This is a genomic window from Chitinophaga cymbidii, from assembly GCF_007992715.1.
In the GTDB taxonomy this organism is placed as follows: domain Bacteria; phylum Bacteroidota; class Bacteroidia; order Chitinophagales; family Chitinophagaceae; genus Chitinophaga; species Chitinophaga cymbidii.
The window spans coordinates 438247-457318 of sequence record NZ_BKAU01000004.1 but is presented as its reverse complement, the minus strand read 5'-3'; the positions used below and the strand labels follow the sequence as shown (position 1 = coordinate 457318).

Below are 19072 nucleotides of genomic sequence, written 5' to 3'. Positions count from 1 at the left end.
ATGGGTTAACTGCATCACTATTGCCCGTTGTCGCAAGGCAAGCCCCAAAATTACGCCAATGCAGTGTTTCCATTAAATGCTAATTGACAGGTGTAGATGTTTCGCGAATAAGCGTTCATTGTTTCAGGCGGCTGAGAAATTCAGGTTTCTTTCTTACCGAAACTTCGATCGTTTTTCCATCCATCATTTCTATATACCCGCCTTTGCCGTTATAATATTTCTTCACGTAGTTGAGGTTCACCAGCCAGGAATCGTGTATCCTGCAGAAAATATCTTTCGGCAGCTGCTCTTCAAATTCTTTCAGATTGCCGGACACCACCAGCGGGCTGGCGTTGCTGAAACAGAAGCGCGTATATCCTCCTTCCGCACTGCAATAGGCGATATCATCCACCGCAAACAAAGTGAGGCCGTCCTTTTCGCGGAGCGCTATTTTTCCGAACGGCTTTTCGTTGCGCAGATGCGGGATCACCATATTGAGATGATGGTTGAGGTCGCGCTCGTGTATTCTCTTTTCCGCCCTTTCCACCGCAGCTTTCAGCTCATCTATCTCCACCGGTTTGAGCAGGTAGTCCAGCACGCCGTATTTAAATCCTTTAACGGCATAGCTGTCATGCGCCGTAACGAGGATCACATCGAAGTTCAGCGGCATCAGCGCGCCCAGCAATTCAAAAGCGTCGCCGGGAGGCATTTCCACATCCAGGAAAACCAGCTGCGGCCGCACGTCTTTAATCACCTGCGCGCCTTCCCGGATATCGCCCGCGGTACCGGCTACGTGCAGGCCGGGGCAATATTGCCGGATCATTTTTTTCAGTACGGAAATGCTCCTGGATTCATCATCGATAATGACACATTTGATCATGGTTTCACTTTTTCATGTACAATCGGCGGGAAGCGGATGATGACCCTGGTCCCGCTGTTATCCGGTAAATCTGTAGTTTCCAGCGTGATGCCGGCCGAGAGATTTTTGTTGATCACCGCAATGCGGTCCTGCGTAAGCTGCGTGCCCAGCGATGCATAGCTTCTGCCTGCTTTCCGTTTTTCTGCTTCCGTTCTGCCAACGCCGTTATCCGTAATGGTACAGGTGATATATTTTCCTTCCGCCTCAAAATGCACCGCGATGTGCCCCTGCTGCCGCATATGACGGATACCGTGCTGCACCGCATTTTCAACAAAAGGCTGCAGCAGCATGCCCGGGATGGAAGCCGCCTGCGTATCGATCGCCGGGTCTGCAATGATACTGAAAGTAAACCTGTTTTCTAAACGCATTTGTTCCAGCTGCAGGTAGGTATCCAGGTACTGCACTTCATCTTCGATGGTGATATGCGGGCGGAGCGAGATATCCAGCGTCTGCCGGATAAGCCGGGCCAGGCGGCCGATGTAGCGGTTCGCATTTTCGGTGTCGTGGTCCATGATAAACTCCTGCACGGCATGGAGACAATTGAAAATGAAGTGGGGGTTCATCTGCGCGCGCAGGGCTTTTTGTTCCAGTTCCTGCAGCTGTTGCTCGATGGCCAGTTTTGCCGCTTCTTTCTTCCTGCTTCGCCGGATCTGGTACCGGATGACGAAATGTACCGCGAAAAAAAGCAGGCCAGGCGCCAGCAAAATGAACCAGATGCTTTGCCAGAACGGCTTTTTTATGACGAGCGGAATGGCGGTGACCAGACTTTTTTCTCCGAACCGGTTGCTGGCGTATAATTCCAGCTCATAGCGCCCCGGCGGCAGGGAGATCAGTTCCAGCGCGGTTTGCACGGTTTGCTTCCATGTGGTGTCCAGCCCCTTCAGGCGGTAAAAATAGCGAATGTCGCCGCCGCCTTTGAAGGAGATGCCGGCGTATTCCAGGCGGATGTTGTTCGTTCCGTATTCCAGCGCGGGCAGGTGGTCCATATCCGCTTCTTCTCCGTTGATGGTGATGCCGGTGAGCTTCAGGGAACAGGGCGCTTTGCGCGGCACCGCGTCCCTGCTGAAATAGGTGATCCCTTCCTGCGTACCCGCGTATACGGTATCCCTGTCTATCAGCACGGTGTTGACAATATCGGACGCCAGGCCGTCCGCCCGCGTGTAGTGGACGATGCTGGCGGGGTTTGCGCGCAGGTCTATCCTGTTCAATCCCTTGTCCGTTCCCGCCCATAAAAAAGGCCCGTCCGCCGTGATGCAGCGGATAGTACTGCTGCTCAGCCCCGCGTCCTGGCTGATATGCCGGATGATGCGGCCGTTCTTCCATCCGATGATGCCGTTCTTTTCCGTTCCCACCCAGATGGTGCCGTCCGCTCCCTCCACGAGTTTTACGATGCGCTCATGCAGGAGCGGATGCGCGTCTCCGAGGCGGATCACGGTGCTGTCCGCCTTCAGGAGATGCAGCCCGTGCAGCGTTCCGAAATAGATGCCGTCGGGATGCGCCAGCAGGCAGGTCAATCTGCCGGTCCATGCATCCGCGACCGCCTGCCGCTGCGGGATGCTCACTGTATGAAGGGAGTTTGCGCCCGCCACCAGCAGCGCTTCGTTATCCCGGATGATAAAGTCCTTGACGGCGTTGATATCCCTGATCTGCACTGCCGGCAACCGCCCGCGTTTTACATAAAAATACTGGCCGCTGCTCATCACCAGCATGTTGCCCTGTTTCCGGATATTGGTGACGGGGCTTGCGGGCAGCTCGCCGCCGGGGTATGGCTGCAGGCGCCGGTCCACGATCTGCAGGCATCCCAGGTCCGCGCCCACCAGTATCCTGTTCCCGTGCCGCAGCAGGTCGTACACGCTGAACTTTCCGCCGCCGGGGCCGGATAAATGCCGGAAGCCGTCCGGGCCCATGCGGTAAACGCCGTCGTTCATGGTGGAGAGCCAGATGCCGCCCTCCGAATCGGTGAGCATGCTGCTGACGTTCTTGTTGGGCAGGTAGGTCTTCTCCACTTTCCGGCTGCGCACATTCAGGAGAAAAGCGCCCTGGGTGCTGTTGATGCAGATAATGGAATCGTTGATCCATTGCAGGGTATTGACGGGCGGAACGGTGTATGCGTAGTTCAGTCCATACCGCGATGAGCGCACCTGCAGCTTGTCCGCCGCCGTGAGCCAGCAAAGCAGGTCGTCCTGCAGGAGGATCTGGGCGGCGCCGGCGCTGATGGGCCTGATGGCGGATTCAAGCATGAAGCGCCCGTTGCGGTACCGGTAGATATCGTGCTTGTTCAGCATGGTGACCACACCGGATTCCGTGACGTTCATTTTTACCATGGAGAGCTTTCCGAAAACCTGGTCCGTGAGCGGAACCACGCGGTTGTCCGCCGTGAGCCGCAATACCCGGGAACCGCTCATCAGTATGACTTCTTTTTCGCTGTTCTCACCGATGCCTACCACGTATTCATCGAGGCTGATCTTTTTGAGGAGGGAATCGTTTTGCTGGTTGTGGATGCGGCCTTTGTAATAGTAGCAGATGGCGTGTTTGAAAGGGATGAGCCACACGCGGCCGGCAGCATCGCAGTATACGTGGATGATCGCGTTGCCGGGGAGGCCGTCGCCGGTAGTGAAGTTGGTGAAACGGCTGCCGTCGAAGCGGCTCACACCGGTTTCCGTGGCGAACCACATAAAGCCGTCCCGATCCTGGCACATGCTGTACACGACCGGTCCTGTCAAACCATCCCGCTCGTTATAATGACGGTAACTGTAATCCTGGGCTACAACAAGATCCGGAATGGACGGGATAATTAATAACAGGAAGATATAAACGTACTTTCTGGTTCCTCTAAACAGCATTGCGGGATACTATATGAGCGAATATAGTAATTTGTGGCAGAAATACATTTGTTAATCAGGCAGATGGCTTTGGGGTCCGCAATAAAAAAAGGACCGCTATTTGCGATCCTTTTGAGGTTCCGAGCGGATTCGAACCGCTGTAAAAGGTTTTGCAGACCTCTGCCTAGCCACTCGGCCACGGAACCATTAATTTTGATGGACTGCAAAAGTAGTAAATTTTCGATATTTGCCAAATCTGATTAGCATATATTCAATTACGGATTAAAAAACCTGCAACATATTATGACGACCATAGCCGAATCCGAACTGATACTCAACGCGCGCGGCGCGGTATACCACCTCAACGTTCGCCCCGAGGAACTGGCCGGCACCATTATCACCGTTGGCGATCCCGACCGGGTGAAAGCCGTGAGCAAACATTTTGACCGGCTGGAAGGCAGCTGGCAGCACCGCGAGTTCGTTACGCATACCGGGTACATCGGTGATAAAAGGCTTTCCGTGGTGTCTACCGGCATTGGTACGGACAATATCGATATTGTGCTGAACGAGCTGGACGCGCTAGCGAACATCGATTTCAGCACCCGCACGGTGAAGGAAACGCCCGTATCACTGAAGATCATCCGGCTGGGCACCGCCGGCTCATTGCAGGAGAACATCCCGGTAGACAGCTTTGTGGTGTCTTCACACGGGCTGGGGCTGGACAACCTACTGCATTTTTACAACTACCAGAACACGCCCGAAGAGCAGCAATTACTGGAAGCCTTCCGCGGGCAGATCCGGCTGCAGCCCGGCGCGATCCGCCCTTACCTGATAGAAGCTTCAGGGGAATTGTCCGGGCGGTTCACCGGAGATTTTCATACAGGCATCACCGTTACCTGCCCGGGTTTTTACGCTCCACAGGGCAGGGTTTTGCGCGGCGCCCTCTCCCACCCCGACCTGATCGGGCAATTGACAGGCTTCAGCTTCGAGAACCGCCATATCACGAACTTCGAGATGGAAACAGCGGGGATATATGGACTGGGGCGGGTATTGGGGCATGAATGCCTCTCCGTAAGCGCGATCGTTGCCAACCGCATCAGCCAGGAGTTCAGCCGCGACGGGAATGCGGCGGTAGAAAAGATGATCGCAAAAGCGATGGAAATCATTGCCGGCTAATTAATTAAAATACACTGATGAGAAGATTTTTATTCCTGCCCTTACTCCTGGCGTTCTTTTCCTGCAAGAAAGACAACTCCTTCCCGAGAACGGAAACGATCACCAAAGGTGAGAAATGGGGCATGCAGATCGGCAGCACAGCCGCCGATGTGTACCTGCAATTACAGCAACTGGGGCAACAGAAAGAAAACCTGGGCCAGGTTGAAGTGACCGGGCAACTATCCACGTTATTTAACCAGCCGGACGAAATAGGTCCGCGGATGGCGTTGTACAGCGGCATTAGTATTGAAAAGCAGCAGGCAACGTATCCGGACCGGGTGATCATCTCTTTTTACGGGGACAAGATATCGAACATCGATGAAGGATCGGGGTTGACGGCCCCGGTAACGCAATGGCCCCAAAATGCCCCGGAGGAAATAGCCTTGCGGCGGGATGAAAACCTGGGCGGCATTTATAACAAGCTGCAAGCGATCTACACCACGGGCGTTCTTGAAGGGTATGCCATCAGGCTCGGGCAGAAGTCCCTGGGCAAGCCCTTTGACCCGGTCATGGCGGATCACGATCAGTGGCGATTTGTGTTTAACGAATCCGTGAGCGCTGGTGTTGACGGCAGGTATACGGTAACGCTGCATTTCAAAAACGGACGGCTGGAGAGGATATATATTGAATATTCCGAGTTTGAAGTTATGAACTAAGTAGCTGCACAGCAGGCCGGCCGCTAAAGTGTGCGACGCAACGGCGGCCCCAACCATGATCCTGCCGCCGGCTCCACAATCATCAAAAACAATTTTTACCTTTGCAGTAAATGAACATTCACTTCTATAAATACCAGGGCACAGGCAACGATTTTGTGATCGTGGACAACCGTGGCGGAGAATACAGCTCCCTGACCACCGAACAGATCGCGCATTTGTGCGACCGGCGTTTCGGCATCGGGGCAGACGGGCTGATGATGCTGGAAATGCAACCGGAGTACGACTTTAAAATGAAATATTATAATGCGGACGGCCGCGAAGGCAGCATGTGCGGCAACGGCGGCCGCTGTCTTACGGCTTTCGCCCGGCATATGGGCATCAGCAAACCCATGCTGCGCTTCATTGCAGTGGACGGTCCACATGAAGCCCGGCTCCGCGAGAACGGCTGGGTGGACCTCAAAATGCAGGACGTGCACCAGGTGGAAGCGGGCAACCTCTACTTTTACCTGAACACCGGCTCCCCGCATTTCGTAAAGTTCGTGACGGACGTGCAGGAAGTGGACGTATATGAAGAAGGACGCAGCATCCGCTACAACGACCGCTTTGCAGCGGAAGGCACCAATGTGAACTTCGTGCAGGAAGTGGATAACGGCATCTTTGTACGCACGTACGAACGCGGCGTGGAAGACGAGACCTTTTCCTGCGGCACCGGCGTTACCGCCGCCGCACTCACCGCCGCGCCGGCGGAACCCGGCGACTACAACATCCCCGTGGAAACCCTCGGCGGACACCTGGAAGTGCACTTTACCCGTACCGGCGAGCGCAGCTACAGCGACATCTGGCTCTGCGGCCCCGCCACGCTGGTATTTGAAGGAAATATTAAAATTTGAGGACCCGGCCGGCCGGGTTGATTTTGGTAAATTAATTCCACTACCTTTGCGCCCGGATGATCCAGTACTTCAAAAATATCGATAACCGCACTGTTGCCATAGAAGAGCCGGAAAACGGGGCCTGGGTGAACATCACCCCTCCCCTGAAACAGGCAGAGTTCGAGCAGCTGGCGGAAACCCTCGATATTCCGCTGGACTTCCTCACGGACTCGCTGGACATCGATGAAAAAAGCCGCTTCGAGCTGGAGGACAACGTTAAGCTCATCGTTATCAAAACCCCCACAGAAAACAACTCCATCAACGAAAGCGACGCCCATTACATTACTATCCCCATCGTGATCATCCTCACCCACCACCAGATCGTTACCGTTAACTCGTTCGACAACGCCGCCATCAAAAAATTCCTGAACACGTTCCACAACCGCCACCCGGAAAAAAGGAACATGATGGTGCTGAAAGTATTCGAGAAAGTGGTGATGAATTTTCTGGACTACCTGAAGGAGATCAACCAGCGCCGCAACCTGCTGGAACAAAAGCTGTACGATTCCAACCGGAACGAAGAGCTGCTCTACCTGATGCGCATCCAGAAAAGCCTGGTGTATTTCGTAACCGCCCTGCGCAGCAACGAGCTGCTGCTCATGAAGCTGGAACGCACCAATTTCCTGGGGCTGAACGAAGATGAAAAAGAGTTCCTGAACGACCTGATCGTAGATACTTCCCAGGCCCTTGAAATGGCCAATATCTACACCAACATCCTCAGCAGCACTATGGATGCCTTTGCCAGCATCATTTCCAATAACCTGAACTTTGTGATGAAGCGCCTCACTTCCATCACCATCGTGCTCACCCTCCCCGTACTCGTGGCCAGCATCTACGGCATGAACGTGGAGATCCCGTACGCGCACTCGCAGTACGCCTTCTACATACCCGTTACCATCGCCATTGTTACAGCGGTGGTCATGAGCTGGTATTTCATGAAGAAAAAGTGGTTCTAGTATTTTTCCTTTACCATCGTGGCCAATACCTTATCGATCGGCAGCGTCACCGTTTCGGCGGAGAAGTCGTTCCAGTCGATCCAGCGCACGCCTTCCACCTGGGTGACGCCTTCGGGTATCTCGAAGTCGAACGGATTGGCAAGAATGGGTTTGGTAAAGGGTGAGGTGGGTTTAACGAGATAATAAATGGAGATGATCTGCGATTTGTCGTCAAACGCCGAGATCTGGAAAAAATCGGTCGTATAAATATGCTCCACCACTTCCACATCCTGGTCCAGCTCCTCTTTCCACTCCCGGATGATGCATTCCAGCGTGCCTTCCCCGAATTCCAGCCCGCCGCCGGGAAATTTGGTATAGTACCCGCCGCGGATGTACTCGTCGCTGACCAGCACCTGTTTTTTCTCATTGATCATAATGCCGTATACACGGACCGTAAAAGCTTGCATGTGTTTCTTTATCTGTTCATGGCTACCCGCTTCATTTCCGCGGCCGTTTCGTGCCCGAGGTACCGTTCAATGATGCCGTGTATCCAGTAGATCACGGGGGTGAGCAGGATAGCCACGATGAATTTATAAATGTAGTTGACGATGCAGACGCTGAGCACGAGGTTCATCGGCCAGATGGGGTTGCCGTCCGGATTATAGATGCGCGGCCCCAGGTTGAAGGCCACGAACAGCACCACAAAGCTGTCCACCAGCTGCGATACCAGCGTGGAACCGGTGGCGCGCAGCCAGATCTTCTGCTCGCCGGTCACTTTTTTGATCTTGTGGAAAGTGAACACGTCCACCAGCTGCCCGATAAGGAAAGCAATGAGGGACGCCACGATGATGAGGGAGCTTTGCCCGAGGATCTGGTTATAGGCTTTGTCCATATCCGGCACCCCGGAATTGACCTTGCTGGTCACGAAAAACTCCGTGGGCGTGAGGCGGATAGCGAGGAAAAAGATGATGAAGGCGAAAAGGATCAGGCCGGCCGTCATGAAAGACAGGAAGCGGACGCCTTTAGAGCCGTAATATTCGTTGATGATGTCCGTCATAATAAACACCACGGGCCACAGCAGCACGCCGGCGGTCATGTTGAAATTGTACACTTCACCCATGATCTTCAGGTTGATGGGCGTCAGGCCGAAGGTGGCTTCCAGTGAAAACAGCTTTACGCCGATGATCTCGGCAATCAGCGCGTTGGCTACGAAAAATCCGCTGAGGATGATGAAAAGCCGGGTCGATTTGTCTTTCAGGATATTGGTGATCATATGAACCATTCCAGTTGGATCAGGAAAATAATAACATTCAGGATAAAAATATAGGGATGGACATCCGCCCACCTCGCTTTTTTAGCCAGCAACAGTATCACCGTCAACAGGATGGTGATAATATTGAGGAAGGGAGAAACGAGGTAACCCAATACCAATATATGTTTAACGATGCCTTCGAATCTATCCTGGTAATCCGTCATCCTGATAATAAAGCCCAAAAGATAGCAGCAATTACAGATAAAGCTGAATTTTACCAGAAACCTAAGCCAGCTCATATTGAAATTTCGGATAAAATACAGTTATTTTGGATTCTTTAAAAACTAAACCTGAAATACCCGATGAAGCAAAGCTGGCAAAAAGCCGTTCTACCGCATGTTTACGCTGTCCTCATTTTCCTGGGGCTCTCGTTTATCTTTTGCAGCCCGGTATTGGAGGGGATGGAACTGCAACAGGGGGATAACATCAACTGGAAGGCGATGTCCAGCGAGGCGGTCAAATTCTACGAGCAGACCGGGGGAACGCCGCTGTGGACCAATACGTTGTTCGGCGGCATGCCTACCTACCAGATATTCATGCACTTCGACAATTTTACGGCTTACCTGCATAACGTATTTACACTCGGGCTTCCGAAGCCGGCGAATTACCTCTTCATGGGCATGCTGGGTTTTTATTTCCTGCTTTGCGTGATGCGGTTCCGGAACTGGGTGGCGCTGATCGGCGGTATTGCGGTGGGGCTTTCCACGTATAACATGTCGCTGATAGCAGCGGGGCACGATACCAAAATGTTCTGCCTCACTTACATGCCTGCGGTGATAGCGGGCATCCTGCTGACCTACCGGGGGCGGCTGTGGCTGGGGGGCATCATCACCAGCCTGATGCTTTGCCTGCTCATCATGAACAATCACTACCAGATACTATATTATACGCTCATCATATCGTTCATCATCGGGGTAGCGCACCTGGTGCATGCCATCCGTTCCAAAACGCTGCCGCAATATGCGAAGGCTACCGGCGTGCTGCTGGTGTTCGGGATGCTGGCGGTGCTGCCGTCTACCGTTCATTTGTGGACGACCTATGAATATGGCAAATACACCATGCGCGGCGGGCATTCCGAGCTGACGCCGCTGCCCGGCTCCGGCGAGGTGAAGTCGTCCGACGGCCTGGAACGCGGGTATGCCTTTGAATGGAGCCAGGGGCCGCTGGAAACGCTGACCATCCTCATTCCCAACCTCTACGGCGGTTCCGCCAATGAAAATATCGGCACTTCGTCGGAAACCTACAAGGAGCTGACGGCGGTGGGCGTACCGGCCGCGCAGGCGGAAACTTTCGTAGCTTCCGTACCGTTATACTGGGGCCCGCAGCCCTTTACCGGCGGCCCCTCCTACTATGGCGCCGCCATCATCTTCCTTTTCGTACTGGCGATCCTGTTAGTGAAGGACTGGCAGAAATGGTGGATTCTGGCTGCGATCGCGTTCGCCATTATATTGGCCATGGGCAAGAACTTCGCCCTCGTCAACAATTTCCTTTTCGACTACATGCCCATGTACAATAAATTCCGCACGCCCACTGTGGCCATGGTGATCCCACAGATACTGATGCCATTGCTGGGCTGCTGGGTGCTGAATGAAGTGGTGACCGGGCAATACGCCAAACCCGAACTGCTGAAGCAGCTGAAAAAGGCGGTGTACATCGCCGGGGGGCTCTGCCTGCTGTTCATCCTCGCTTCTTTCGGCATGATGAATTTCACAGCGGAAGCGGACGGCGCCCAATCGCTGTACCAGCGCTATTTTGGCAATAATCCGGACGTTATGCAGAAAATGCTGAACGCCATCATCAGCGACCGCGCATCCGCCCTCCGTTCCGATGCTTTCCGTTCGCTTTTCATCATCCTGCTGGTAGCGGGCCTGATCTGGCTGCTGATGAAAGACAGGATCAAGCTGCCGGTGTTCTTCCTGCTCACCGGCCTGATCGTAACGTTCGACCTCTGGCAGATCGACAAACGTTACCTCAACAAGGAAAACTTTGTAACGCCGTCGGACTATTCCAACCTCTTTGCGCCCTCACCGGTAGACCAGGCCATCAAACAGGACCCTGATCCCTACTACCGCGTGCTGAACGTCACCCAGAACATCCTCGCCGACGCGATGACCTCCTACCACCACAAATCCATCGGCGGTTATCACGCGGCCAGGCTTTCTCTCTATCAGGATATCATCGACCGGCAGATCACCAAAAACAACATGCAGGTGCTCAACATGCTGAACACCAAATATGTGATCATGCCCGACCAGCAGGGACAGCTGACCTACCAGCGGAACCCCGGCGCCAAAGGCAACGCCTGGTTCGTGAGCCAGATCAAATGGGCGGCCAATGCCGATGAGGAAATGAACATACTGAACAGTTTGCAGGTGGATGACACGGCCGTTGTGGACGCGCGCTTTAAAGCAGGTCTGGAGAATTACACTTTCGGCAAGGATTCCTCCGCCAGCATCAAGCTGACCAAATACGGGCTGAACGAACTGCAATACCAGAGCCACAACAGCCAGAACGGCTTTGCGGTGTTCTCTGAAGTATATTATCCCAAGGGCTGGAATGTGTATATCGACAATAAACCCGGCGAGATCGTACGGGCGAATTACGTGCTGCGCGCCGTGAAGATACCGGCGGGTGATCACCAGATCACGCTGCGCTTTGAGCCGCGCTCTTATTATGTGGGGAACCTCGTGTCCAGGTACTCTTCGATACTGATGCTGCTGCTTTTCTTTGGTGCGCTTGGTGCGGAAATATGGAAGAAATTCAGGAAAGAGCCGGCTACCGGGAAGTAATTACAGTTTAAAATAAGAAGCTCCTCCATATTACTGTGGAGGAGCTTTTTTTATGTTCCTGCCGGAAGCATTTTCAGTTGTCAGGGCAGTTCAAGGAGGTTCCGGTACGCCCTGTCAAAAACGGCCTTCGAAAAATGATCAACAGCGTATTGATGATTGTTTTGCGCGATGGAAGCCAGTAGCGCATCGTCCGCTGCCAGGCGGCTGACATGGCGGAAGCCTTCTTCCACAATCGCCGCTTCTTCCGTTGCGCGGATCAGCATACCGTTCCGGTCATCAACAATATGCTCCGGGATACCATCTACCGCCGTAGCCACAATGGCCACGCCGCAGCTCATCGCTTCCATGATCACCACCGGGAAACCTTCGAACAGCGAGGTCATCACCAAAATATCCATCTGCGCATGCAGCCGGTACATTTCCTCGTCGCTGCCGATGCGGCCATGCCAGTGTACCAACGGTTTCAAATCCTCCGGCACCTCATCCTCGAACGTACCCGCGAAATGAAATTCCACCGGCAACGCCGCCGCCTGGCATTTACGCACGATTGCAAAAAGCAGGTACAGTCTTTTCTGGTAGCCGCCGCGGCCAAAGTAAGCGATCTTTTTAACAGGATGAGGCAGCCTCGCCGGCAGGGTTTCCGGCACCGGCACCGTATACAATATCTTCCGGGCGCGCGCATCGTACTTTTCCGGGATGCCCAGCTCGCGGTACTGCTGCATGATCTGCCGGATGATGCTGTCCGCCACCATCACTCTTTTATTGATGAAAGGAATGTAGGGAAAGGTGACCCATCCGAATTTCTTTTCGGATACATGGATCAGCTCTGTTTTTAGTATATCCTTCCGCAAATGCGGCAGCAGCTTGTAAGCAAAGTTGCATTGCCCGTTGAACACCGCTGTTTTCCTGCGCTGGCTGTTGATATATTGGGCACAGATGCCGCGGTAGATGAAATTTGCCCAGTACATCCATTTACTGCCGGTGTACCGGTCTATCTCCACCAGCTTTACGTCGGGTCTTGCGAAGAAATGCCGGAGCTTGTCGTTCTGCGAACGTTTGGTAAAAAAAACGATCACCTTTTCGCTGTGCATCGCCGCTACCACCGCCGCATGCACCTTCTCCGCGCCACCGAGCGCATAGGAAGGAAAGAACATGAACACGTCATATTCCTCCTGCAACGGCCGGAGCACGGCAATCCCCTTTCCCAGCAACACAAAGGGAAACATGATAACCTGTTCGGCATAACGTTTTAATGTGATCAGCGGATATATTTTCATGATGATCTGCTTGCTTTAATACCAGAGCCTGGCGGCTGCCTGGTGTAAATACTCCATCGCTTCGTCGCTCAGCGGCTGCCGTTTGTTCTGCGCCGGAATGCGCCGGATGATGTTCCAGCCTTTGAGCCAGCCTTTCAGGTCCCAGGATGTTTTTTTCAGGTATTCCAGCGACCACAGCAGCGAGGCGGTCACAAAATAGAACAAAGGTAAATAACGGTAAGTCACTTTGGCCTTGTTGGTCCACAGCATGCGCATTTTCGTTTCGTTCGGCACCCGCGCCAGCGGCGACTCCTTGTGCATCACCACCACCGAAGCTTCGTAGGCGATCGCATATCCCTTGTCGATAATGCGGTAGCCAAGATCGTATTCTTCCATCCCGTAAAAAAAATCTTCCGGGTATAGTCCGGCTGCTTCATACGCCTCTCTGGTGATCGCATGCCCGCAGCCGATGTAATACGGCGCGAGGAAATGCGGTTTATCGCGGTACAGCTCAAACTCTTTGTGCGGGAATGCGTTTTGCTGCATCTCGCCGTTAGCGGTGTACAGCACTTTAAAGGCCATCGCGCCGAAAGGGCGCGTGGTGGTGAAGGGATGCTCAAATGCCTGCAATACCTTCTTCAATGCGTCCGCATCGCGGAAATAAGCATCATCATCCAATGTAATAAGAATAGCCGCGCGGGCCAGTCCGATGGCCATATTCCGGCCGCCGACAACGCCCAGGTTCTGGTCAGACCACTTATATTCAAAAGGTATGTCCCGGTGCGCGGCGATGAAATCCGTAACGGGACTGTAATCGATCGTGGAACCGTTGTTGACGATGACCACATTCTCCAGCAGCGCGGCCGCATCCTCCTGCTCCGCAATGTTCCTGCAAAGGTCCAGCAGATCGTCCGGCCGGTTGTATGTGATGATGATAATGCTTAACGGTTTCATTTTTTAAACGTTTCTATGGCGTAAGATATACGAAATAGCCATCAGCAGCTTCGATACCGGCCCGATCTTCAGGAGCGCCAGCGGGAAAAGCCGCTGCCGTTGCAATATCTGCACGATCAATACAGGCGGTTCGCCTTGCAATCCCGCTTCCTTCAGCTCCTGCGGCCGCCGCAGTCCGAGGTTGCGCAGCAGCCGCCAGAAAAAATCGTATACGTAAATATTGTGCAGGTGCTGTTCACCGGTCTTCGACAATAAATAGAACTGCTCCGGCACCTCCACTTCGCGGACCCCTTTCACGGACTGCGTGATCTGGTTTTCGCTGATGCCGATGTTCACCAGTATCTCATCCAGGTAAATGAATGCGGGCGCCTGCCGCAATATGTTCATGTAAAAATCCTTGTCCACCATCCAGCGCAGCTTTACATCATACCGGTAAGCCGCTTTGTTGCGGTGCATGACCACGCTGGGCGGGCCGATGAAATTCTTCTGAAAGAGATGTTCCGGCCCTTTGCGGAGCAGCCTTTGGTAGAAGGCGCTGCAATGCACGTCTTCCGTTCTGCCGGAACCGAGGTAGCAGTTGCGGAAGGCGGAGAACACAAAGTCACAGTCCGGCCGCGCATCCAGGGCTTCCGCCATTGTACGGATGGCCCGGGGGCTGGTGAACCAGTCATCGTCGTGCAGTATTTTGATGTAAGCGCCACGGGCTTTATCGTAACAGACATTCCAGTTGGCCGGCATCCCGGCCGCGGGCTCGTTCTTGTAGTAATGCAAAGGCAGGCGCGCGTGGTATTGTGCTGCGAGCGCGCGTACACTGTCATCCGGACTATCGTCCGTGATGATGATCTCCCAGTCCGTGTAATCCTGCATAACCAGTGCATCCAGCGCCTTTTGCAGGAACTGGACGTTCTTGTAAGCCGGTATGCACACGGAAACTTTGATGGTCGTATTCATGCCTTTTTTCTGAAACGGGCAAAAGAAATGGAGGTGAGGAACAGGAAGATGTATGGCCAGTTGCCCGGGTTCTGCCAAACACCTGCCGTTTTGCACCAGGCGAGCTTGTTGCGAAGCGATATTTTTTCCCGGCGGAGGCGCAGCAGCCAGGCTCTCATAACGGCACGTTCGGGGTTTCTCTCATGCGGCGTACCAATAGCGCCAGGCAACTTCACCTGGTTGACAGACCGGTGAAAACGGATAGCTTCCCGTATCCAGTCATTACCGAAAGCGCCATATGAAAAATGCACCAGGTCCACATCATACACTACTGCTACCTTCCGCTTTGCGGAAATACGCAGGCTTACGTCCACATCGTAGAAATGGAACCGGCGCAGCTGTTCTTCCGCAAAGGGAAATTCCTGCCATACCTCCTTCCGCATGCATATCCAGACGCCATCCAGCACTCTCACCGGGATAACGTCCCCTGACAACAGAGGCGGCCGCACATAAACATGTTCTATCTCACCATCCGGCTTTTGCTGCCGGATATTACAACAATCGCAATCCGCCAGGCCGCTCCACCAGCCGGAGAGCGTACGGCTCTTGTACCGGCTGCCGGCCAGCCCGATAGCCGCCAGTGCATCATCCGCGCTGAAATGCGCCACCACGCGCTTTCCCCAATCTTTTGTCAGGAATTGTACGTCGTCGTGCATAAAGCAAAGGACATCGAAGGAAGCCTTTTTGGCAGCGGTATTGTATGCTTCGCAAAGCCCCATCCTTCCATCCGTATTATCCACCGCGATCAGCTCATATGACAAACCGATCGTGTCCGCAATACTTTCCTTCACTTTTTCAAGCCTTCCGGGAACTGCTGTGCAAATTATAACTGTTATCAAGCCAGCGGATTTAAATTCCTGCCAAAATACAACCTTTATCACATAATTGAATACGTTAAGCCCTGTGTAATAGCGATCCAATTGCTACAAGCTATCCTTTTTTGCTTTAATTTGCACGGTTATGGGGAATATCCAGAAGCAAAGCATTACTGCGTCCGTCATCACCTATGTTGGATTTGCCGTGGGGGCACTGAACACCTGGATATTTACCAGCGGCTTCTTTACCGCGGAGCAATACGGCCTTACCCGGATCATGTACGATATCGGCTATACGCTGTTTGCGCTCGCAAACCTGGGAAGCGTGTCCGTCATGTACCGGTTCTACCCGTATTACCGCGACCGGCTTCCGCTGCAAAAGCGGGATCTTTTCGGGAAGATGTTCCTGGTATCCATGTTCGGGTTCCTGCTGGTGAGCGCCATGCTGCTGCTTTTCAAGGATCTTTTTATCCAGAAGTTCAGTGGTAATTCGCCGCTGCTGGTGCAATACTATTATGTACTTTTTCCTTTCACCTTCTTTTTCCTGATCTATTCCCTGCTGGAAGTGCAGGCATGGAACCATTACGCTTCGGTGGTAACGGCGTTTTACAAAGAGTTTGTGTTAAGGGTGCTGACAACTTTACTGATCCTTCTCTTTCTGCTGAACATACTTGATTTCGATCATTTTATCGTGCTGTTTTCGTTATTGTTCGGATGTATATCGCTGGGGTTGTTCCTTTATCTGCGAAGAAAGCACGCCATCGTATTTACGTTGAAGACGAGCCAGATAACGACGCGGATGAAAGACAAGATGGTGCCGTACGGTCTTTTTATATCGCTTGTATCCTTCTGCGGCATCCTGGCAAAAACGTTTGATACCATCCTTATTTCAAGCGTGCTGGACCTCTCCTACGTGGGGATCTTTACTTTCATCACCTATCTTACTTCTATCATGGAAGCTCCCCAACGGGGTCTGATAGCGGCGTCGTTGCCGGTTATCGCCCAGTCCTGGAAGAACAAGGACCGGGGAAGGATATTCAGGATCTACCAGAAAACATCGATCAATATGCTATTGTTCTCGGGATTCATTTTCGCGCTCGTCTGGATGAACCTGCATAACGCCTTCGCGATCTTCCACCTCGATACTATTTATCTACGCGGAGAAACGGCGTTGCTGATCCTTGGCGTTACAAAGATACTTGAGCTGGGTACCGGCGTTAACTCGCAGATCATCCTGACTTCCCGCTACTGGCGGGTTGATTTTGTTACGACTGTTATCCTGCTCGTAACATTGATCCCGCTGAATTATCTGCTGGTGAGGAAATACGGAATAACAGGAACAGCTTGGGCTACCTTTATCGCCTATCTCCTGTTCAATTCCATCCGGTTCGGCTTTATCTGGGTCAAATTCAAAATGCAGCCCTTTACTTTTCAGACTTTGATCGCCATTGTCATCCTGATCATCAACTATTTTATTGTAACGGCTATAATTCAGGTAGCATCCCCTTTACTGGAAGCGATCCTGCAAACCGCGCTATATACCATACTATCTGCCTTCCTGATCATCCGGCTGAAAGTTTCTGAAGATGCCAACAATGTATTTAACGCGGGAGTGAGGAGAATAAAAGAGTTTGTTGCAAGATCAAGATAACCCGGACAGGCCAAGTATCTCACGGAATTGTTGCAGGATCAATGAAGGATTGGCGTGCAGTGCGATGCTCTTTTCGCAGGCCCTTTTTCCTTTTGCATGGACGGCGTCTGCATTTCCCGCCAGGCGCAGCATAGTAGCAGCAGCCTCCTCCACGGAAAAGCCCGGAACGATCCAGCCGGCGTCTTCCCCCACAAATTCTGTAATGCCGCCCGAAGGGCTGAAGCAAACAGCCGGTACTTCCATAAAGGCGGCTTCGAGCACCACCAGCGGGTATGGGTCTTCACGGGAAGAAAGGAAAAAAAGGTCGAAGGCCGCGGTGTTGTAATAACTATGTGGCATTGGCCCGGTAAAAATGATCTTCTTTCCGAGTTGCTTTTCCGCCACCAGCTGCCGCAGGTACAGCTCCGTTTCCGGCGTTTCGAAAACACCCGTCCAGCAAAACTGAACATCCGGGTTCACCCGCGTTACCGCTGCACAGACGGCAATGAAGAGATCGGTGCCTTTCCGGTCGCAGGCCACGCCCATGCCGCCTATGAGAAAGGTATTGGCCGGTATATGGAAGCGTTTTCTGAAATCCTCGGCGGCGCGGGCTTTCTGCGCCGCGTCAGGGCTAAAGGGAAAGTAGTAAGACAGTCTTCTCAACCGGCTTTCCGGAATGGCGTAGTATTGTAATACCGTTTCTTTTACTTTTTGAGAGGGATAGGCGATCACCCCGGTTTCCAGTCCGGGATATACCGCATCGCCTGAACGCTTGTAATCTTTTATGACATTTTCCAGTTCGTGCACGTAGGTTACCACCGGTTTGCCGGCCGCCGCGATCTTCTTCATCAGCCTTCCGTTCACGATCGTGTTACTGAAAACCAGGTCGGCTGCCGCTACCTTCCGTTTGAAAGAAAGCATCTGCCTGCGGTTCTGCAATATCTCCAGCAGGCGTTGGACCGGACTTTTCTTTTTGCCGTAACCTTCCGGTTTCAGCAATATCACATCAAAGTGTTCCTTGTAGGCACCCATCAGCGGCCCTCCGCGGTGAATGACAAGTGTAATGGTAATGCCGGGCTGCTGCCGGAGGAGCAACAGGAGCTGCAGCAGCAGAATGGGAGCGCCGCTCAGGCTGGCATCGTGCCCGACAAAAACGATCCGTTGCGGCCTGGTCAGCATTTTTCCGCAACGATTATATTGTTAAGATACATCCTTGTATTGCGGGGAAACACTTTGCTGGCGGCAGCACCCACCAGGTTAGGCAGTGCAAAGAAGAACAGCCGGAACAGATCTTTGACCAGCGGTATTTTACGGAAGAACTTCAGGTAAAGGCTGTCGTGAAAATACAACACCTGCAACTGGAACAGCACTTCCATAAAATTGCCGCTTTTATCCAGCACCTTCACGCGGAATCCATTTTTCTCCAGCAGGTGTTTCAATGCAAAATGCGTGTAACGGGCGTAGTCGTTCGGTACTTCGTGCTCTTTCCATACAAATGGGCAGGTGATCAGCATGGATGCGCCCGGCTTCATCACCCGGTGCAGTTCCACCAGCATCTCTTCCAGGTTGAAGATATGTTCAAATACTTCACTGCTCAATACCGAATCAAAAAGCTCCGGTTCAACAGGGATACGTTTTCCGTCATAAAAAATATCAATCTGCTCGTTATCATGGGGATGCCCTTCATTTTCAAAGTCAACACCCACATATTCATCCGCATGGATGTAAGAGCGGTAAGGCTTTGAGCCGCAACCAAAATCCAGGAGCTTCCCTTTCAGCACGGGACTATGTTCCTTTATCTTCCTGAAAAGACCTTTCCTGATAAAATAATAAGGGTGAAATACGCTTGGCCGGAATTCGGAACTGATCAT

The 19072-nt window shown here is 52.8% G+C and carries 17 protein-coding genes and 1 tRNA gene; 7 read left to right on the top strand and 11 right to left on the bottom strand.

Translation table 11 applies throughout. From position 1 onward, the window contains the following. Positions 1-115 precede the first annotated feature (115 nt). The 3 genes from CCY01nite_RS18090 to CCY01nite_RS18080 form a co-directional block, all read right to left on the bottom strand. Complete coding sequence (locus CCY01nite_RS18090) at positions 116-859, bottom strand: LytR/AlgR family response regulator transcription factor (RefSeq protein WP_146864755.1); 744 nt, start codon at positions 857-859, stop codon at positions 116-118. Next, complete coding sequence (locus tag CCY01nite_RS18085) at positions 856-3741, bottom strand: sensor histidine kinase (RefSeq protein WP_146864753.1); 2886 nt, start codon at positions 3739-3741, stop codon at positions 856-858. Before CCY01nite_RS18085 ends, CCY01nite_RS18090 begins: the two co-directional genes overlap by 4 nt. 114 nt (positions 3742-3855) lie before the next feature. Then, a tRNA-Cys gene (locus CCY01nite_RS18080) sits at positions 3856-3926 on the bottom strand. A 97-nt stretch (positions 3927-4023) separates the two neighbouring features. Here CCY01nite_RS18080 and CCY01nite_RS18075 point away from each other — a divergent pair. The 4 genes from CCY01nite_RS18075 to CCY01nite_RS18060 all read left to right on the top strand — a co-directional run bounded on the left by CCY01nite_RS18075 (position 4024) and on the right by CCY01nite_RS18060 (position 7476). Continuing rightward, on the top strand, positions 4024-4896 hold the full coding sequence (locus tag CCY01nite_RS18075) for a nucleoside phosphorylase (RefSeq protein ID WP_146864751.1): 873 nt from the start codon (positions 4024-4026) through the stop codon (positions 4894-4896). Between the two features lie 17 nt (positions 4897-4913). Continuing rightward, on the top strand, positions 4914-5591 hold the full coding sequence (locus CCY01nite_RS18070; protein ID WP_146864749.1) for a hypothetical protein: 678 nt from the start codon (positions 4914-4916) through the stop codon (positions 5589-5591). A gap of 110 nt (positions 5592-5701) precedes the next feature. Then, complete coding sequence (gene dapF, locus CCY01nite_RS18065) at positions 5702-6481, top strand: diaminopimelate epimerase (protein ID WP_146864747.1); 780 nt, start codon at positions 5702-5704, stop codon at positions 6479-6481. 56 nt (positions 6482-6537) lie between these two features. After that, positions 6538-7476: a magnesium transporter CorA family protein gene (locus tag CCY01nite_RS18060; RefSeq protein WP_146864745.1), complete on the top strand. Its 939-nt coding sequence runs from the start codon at positions 6538-6540 to the stop codon at positions 7474-7476. Here CCY01nite_RS18060 and CCY01nite_RS18055 read toward each other — a convergent pair. Together CCY01nite_RS18055 and CCY01nite_RS18050 are read right to left on the bottom strand one after the other, a co-directional pair. Continuing rightward, entirely contained in the window at positions 7473-7922 is a 450-nt protein-coding gene (locus CCY01nite_RS18055; RefSeq protein ID WP_146864743.1) for an NUDIX domain-containing protein, read from the bottom strand. The two genes, CCY01nite_RS18060 and CCY01nite_RS18055, sit on opposite strands and share 4 nt — an antisense overlap. Positions 7923-7930: 8 nt before the next feature. Then, on the bottom strand, positions 7931-8728 hold the full coding sequence (locus CCY01nite_RS18050; protein WP_146864741.1) for a queuosine precursor transporter: 798 nt from the start codon (positions 8726-8728) through the stop codon (positions 7931-7933). 14 nt (positions 8729-8742) lie between these two features. Between CCY01nite_RS18050 and CCY01nite_RS18045 the strand changes: the two genes are divergently transcribed. Beyond that, positions 8743-9048: a hypothetical protein gene (locus CCY01nite_RS18045; RefSeq protein WP_146864739.1), complete on the top strand. Its 306-nt coding sequence runs from the start codon at positions 8743-8745 to the stop codon at positions 9046-9048. Between the two features lie 21 nt (positions 9049-9069). Further along, positions 9070-11556 (top strand): YfhO family protein, encoded by a 2487-nt coding sequence (locus CCY01nite_RS18040; protein ID WP_146864737.1) that lies wholly within the window; start codon positions 9070-9072, stop codon positions 11554-11556. 80 nt (positions 11557-11636) lie between these two features. On the opposite strand, the gene CCY01nite_RS18035 is transcribed toward CCY01nite_RS18040, so the two are convergent. Genes CCY01nite_RS18035 through CCY01nite_RS18020 form a run of 4 tightly spaced genes read right to left on the bottom strand, consistent with a single transcriptional unit; the run spans position 11637 to position 15595 of the window. Continuing rightward, complete coding sequence (locus CCY01nite_RS18035; protein WP_146864735.1) at positions 11637-12833, bottom strand: glycosyltransferase family 4 protein; 1197 nt, start codon at positions 12831-12833, stop codon at positions 11637-11639. A 15-nt stretch (positions 12834-12848) separates the two neighbouring features. Further along, on the bottom strand, positions 12849-13766 hold the full coding sequence (locus tag CCY01nite_RS18030; RefSeq protein ID WP_146864733.1) for a glycosyltransferase family 2 protein: 918 nt from the start codon (positions 13764-13766) through the stop codon (positions 12849-12851). A 3-nt stretch (positions 13767-13769) separates the two neighbouring features. Further along, positions 13770-14717, bottom strand: a complete 948-nt coding sequence (locus CCY01nite_RS18025) for a glycosyltransferase family 2 protein (protein ID WP_146864731.1) — start codon at positions 14715-14717, stop codon at positions 13770-13772. Next, a complete protein-coding gene (locus CCY01nite_RS18020; RefSeq protein ID WP_186831130.1) occupies positions 14714-15595 on the bottom strand; it encodes a glycosyltransferase in 882 nt (293 codons plus the stop codon). The genes CCY01nite_RS18025 and CCY01nite_RS18020 overlap by 4 nt, the downstream gene beginning before the upstream one ends. Positions 15596-15716: 121 nt before the next feature. Here CCY01nite_RS18020 and CCY01nite_RS18015 point away from each other — a divergent pair, with 121 nt between their 5' ends. Continuing rightward, positions 15717-17222: a lipopolysaccharide biosynthesis protein gene (locus tag CCY01nite_RS18015; RefSeq protein WP_146864727.1), complete on the top strand. Its 1506-nt coding sequence runs from the start codon at positions 15717-15719 to the stop codon at positions 17220-17222. On the opposite strand, the gene CCY01nite_RS18010 is transcribed toward CCY01nite_RS18015, so the two are convergent. Together CCY01nite_RS18010 and CCY01nite_RS18005 are read right to left on the bottom strand one after the other, a co-directional pair. After that, the gene (locus CCY01nite_RS18010) at positions 17214-18380 is read right to left on the bottom strand and encodes a glycosyltransferase family 4 protein (protein ID WP_146864725.1); all 1167 of its coding nucleotides are present in this window, start codon (positions 18378-18380) and stop codon (positions 17214-17216) included. The genes CCY01nite_RS18015 and CCY01nite_RS18010 overlap by 9 nt on opposite strands. Continuing rightward, positions 18374-19072: a class I SAM-dependent methyltransferase gene (locus CCY01nite_RS18005; RefSeq protein ID WP_146864723.1), complete on the bottom strand. Its 699-nt coding sequence runs from the start codon at positions 19070-19072 to the stop codon at positions 18374-18376. Before CCY01nite_RS18005 ends, CCY01nite_RS18010 begins: the two co-directional genes overlap by 7 nt.

What these genes read in the sequence shown, in the direction of transcription:
- CCY01nite_RS18025 (WP_146864731.1), bottom strand. Translation starts at nt 14,717, where the DNA reads ATGAATACGACCATCAAAGTTTCCGTGTGCATACCGGCTTACAAGAAC.
- CCY01nite_RS18070 (WP_146864749.1), top strand. Translation starts at nt 4,914, where the DNA reads ATGAGAAGATTTTTATTCCTGCCCTTACTCCTGGCGTTCTTTTCCTGC.
- CCY01nite_RS18085 (WP_146864753.1), bottom strand. Translation starts at nt 3,741, where the DNA reads ATGCTGTTTAGAGGAACCAGAAAGTACGTTTATATCTTCCTGTTATTA.
- CCY01nite_RS18050 (WP_146864741.1), bottom strand. Translation starts at nt 8,728, where the DNA reads ATGATCACCAATATCCTGAAAGACAAATCGACCCGGCTTTTCATCATC.
- CCY01nite_RS18090 (WP_146864755.1), bottom strand. Translation starts at nt 859, where the DNA reads ATGATCAAATGTGTCATTATCGATGATGAATCCAGGAGCATTTCCGTA.
- CCY01nite_RS18060 (WP_146864745.1), top strand. Translation starts at nt 6,538, where the DNA reads ATGATCCAGTACTTCAAAAATATCGATAACCGCACTGTTGCCATAGAA.
- CCY01nite_RS18015 (WP_146864727.1), top strand. Translation starts at nt 15,717, where the DNA reads ATGGGGAATATCCAGAAGCAAAGCATTACTGCGTCCGTCATCACCTAT.
- CCY01nite_RS18030 (WP_146864733.1), bottom strand. Translation starts at nt 13,766, where the DNA reads ATGAAACCGTTAAGCATTATCATCATCACATACAACCGGCCGGACGAT.
- CCY01nite_RS18010 (WP_146864725.1), bottom strand. Translation starts at nt 18,380, where the DNA reads ATGCTGACCAGGCCGCAACGGATCGTTTTTGTCGGGCACGATGCCAGC.
- CCY01nite_RS18005 (WP_146864723.1), bottom strand. Translation starts at nt 19,072, where the DNA reads ATGATCAGTTCCGAATTCCGGCCAAGCGTATTTCACCCTTATTATTTT.
- dapF (WP_146864747.1), top strand. Translation starts at nt 5,702, where the DNA reads ATGAACATTCACTTCTATAAATACCAGGGCACAGGCAACGATTTTGTG.
- CCY01nite_RS18035 (WP_146864735.1), bottom strand. Translation starts at nt 12,833, where the DNA reads ATGAAAATATATCCGCTGATCACATTAAAACGTTATGCCGAACAGGTT.
- CCY01nite_RS18055 (WP_146864743.1), bottom strand. Translation starts at nt 7,922, where the DNA reads ATGCAAGCTTTTACGGTCCGTGTATACGGCATTATGATCAATGAGAAA.
- CCY01nite_RS18040 (WP_146864737.1), top strand. Translation starts at nt 9,070, where the DNA reads ATGAAGCAAAGCTGGCAAAAAGCCGTTCTACCGCATGTTTACGCTGTC.
- CCY01nite_RS18075 (WP_146864751.1), top strand. Translation starts at nt 4,024, where the DNA reads ATGACGACCATAGCCGAATCCGAACTGATACTCAACGCGCGCGGCGCG.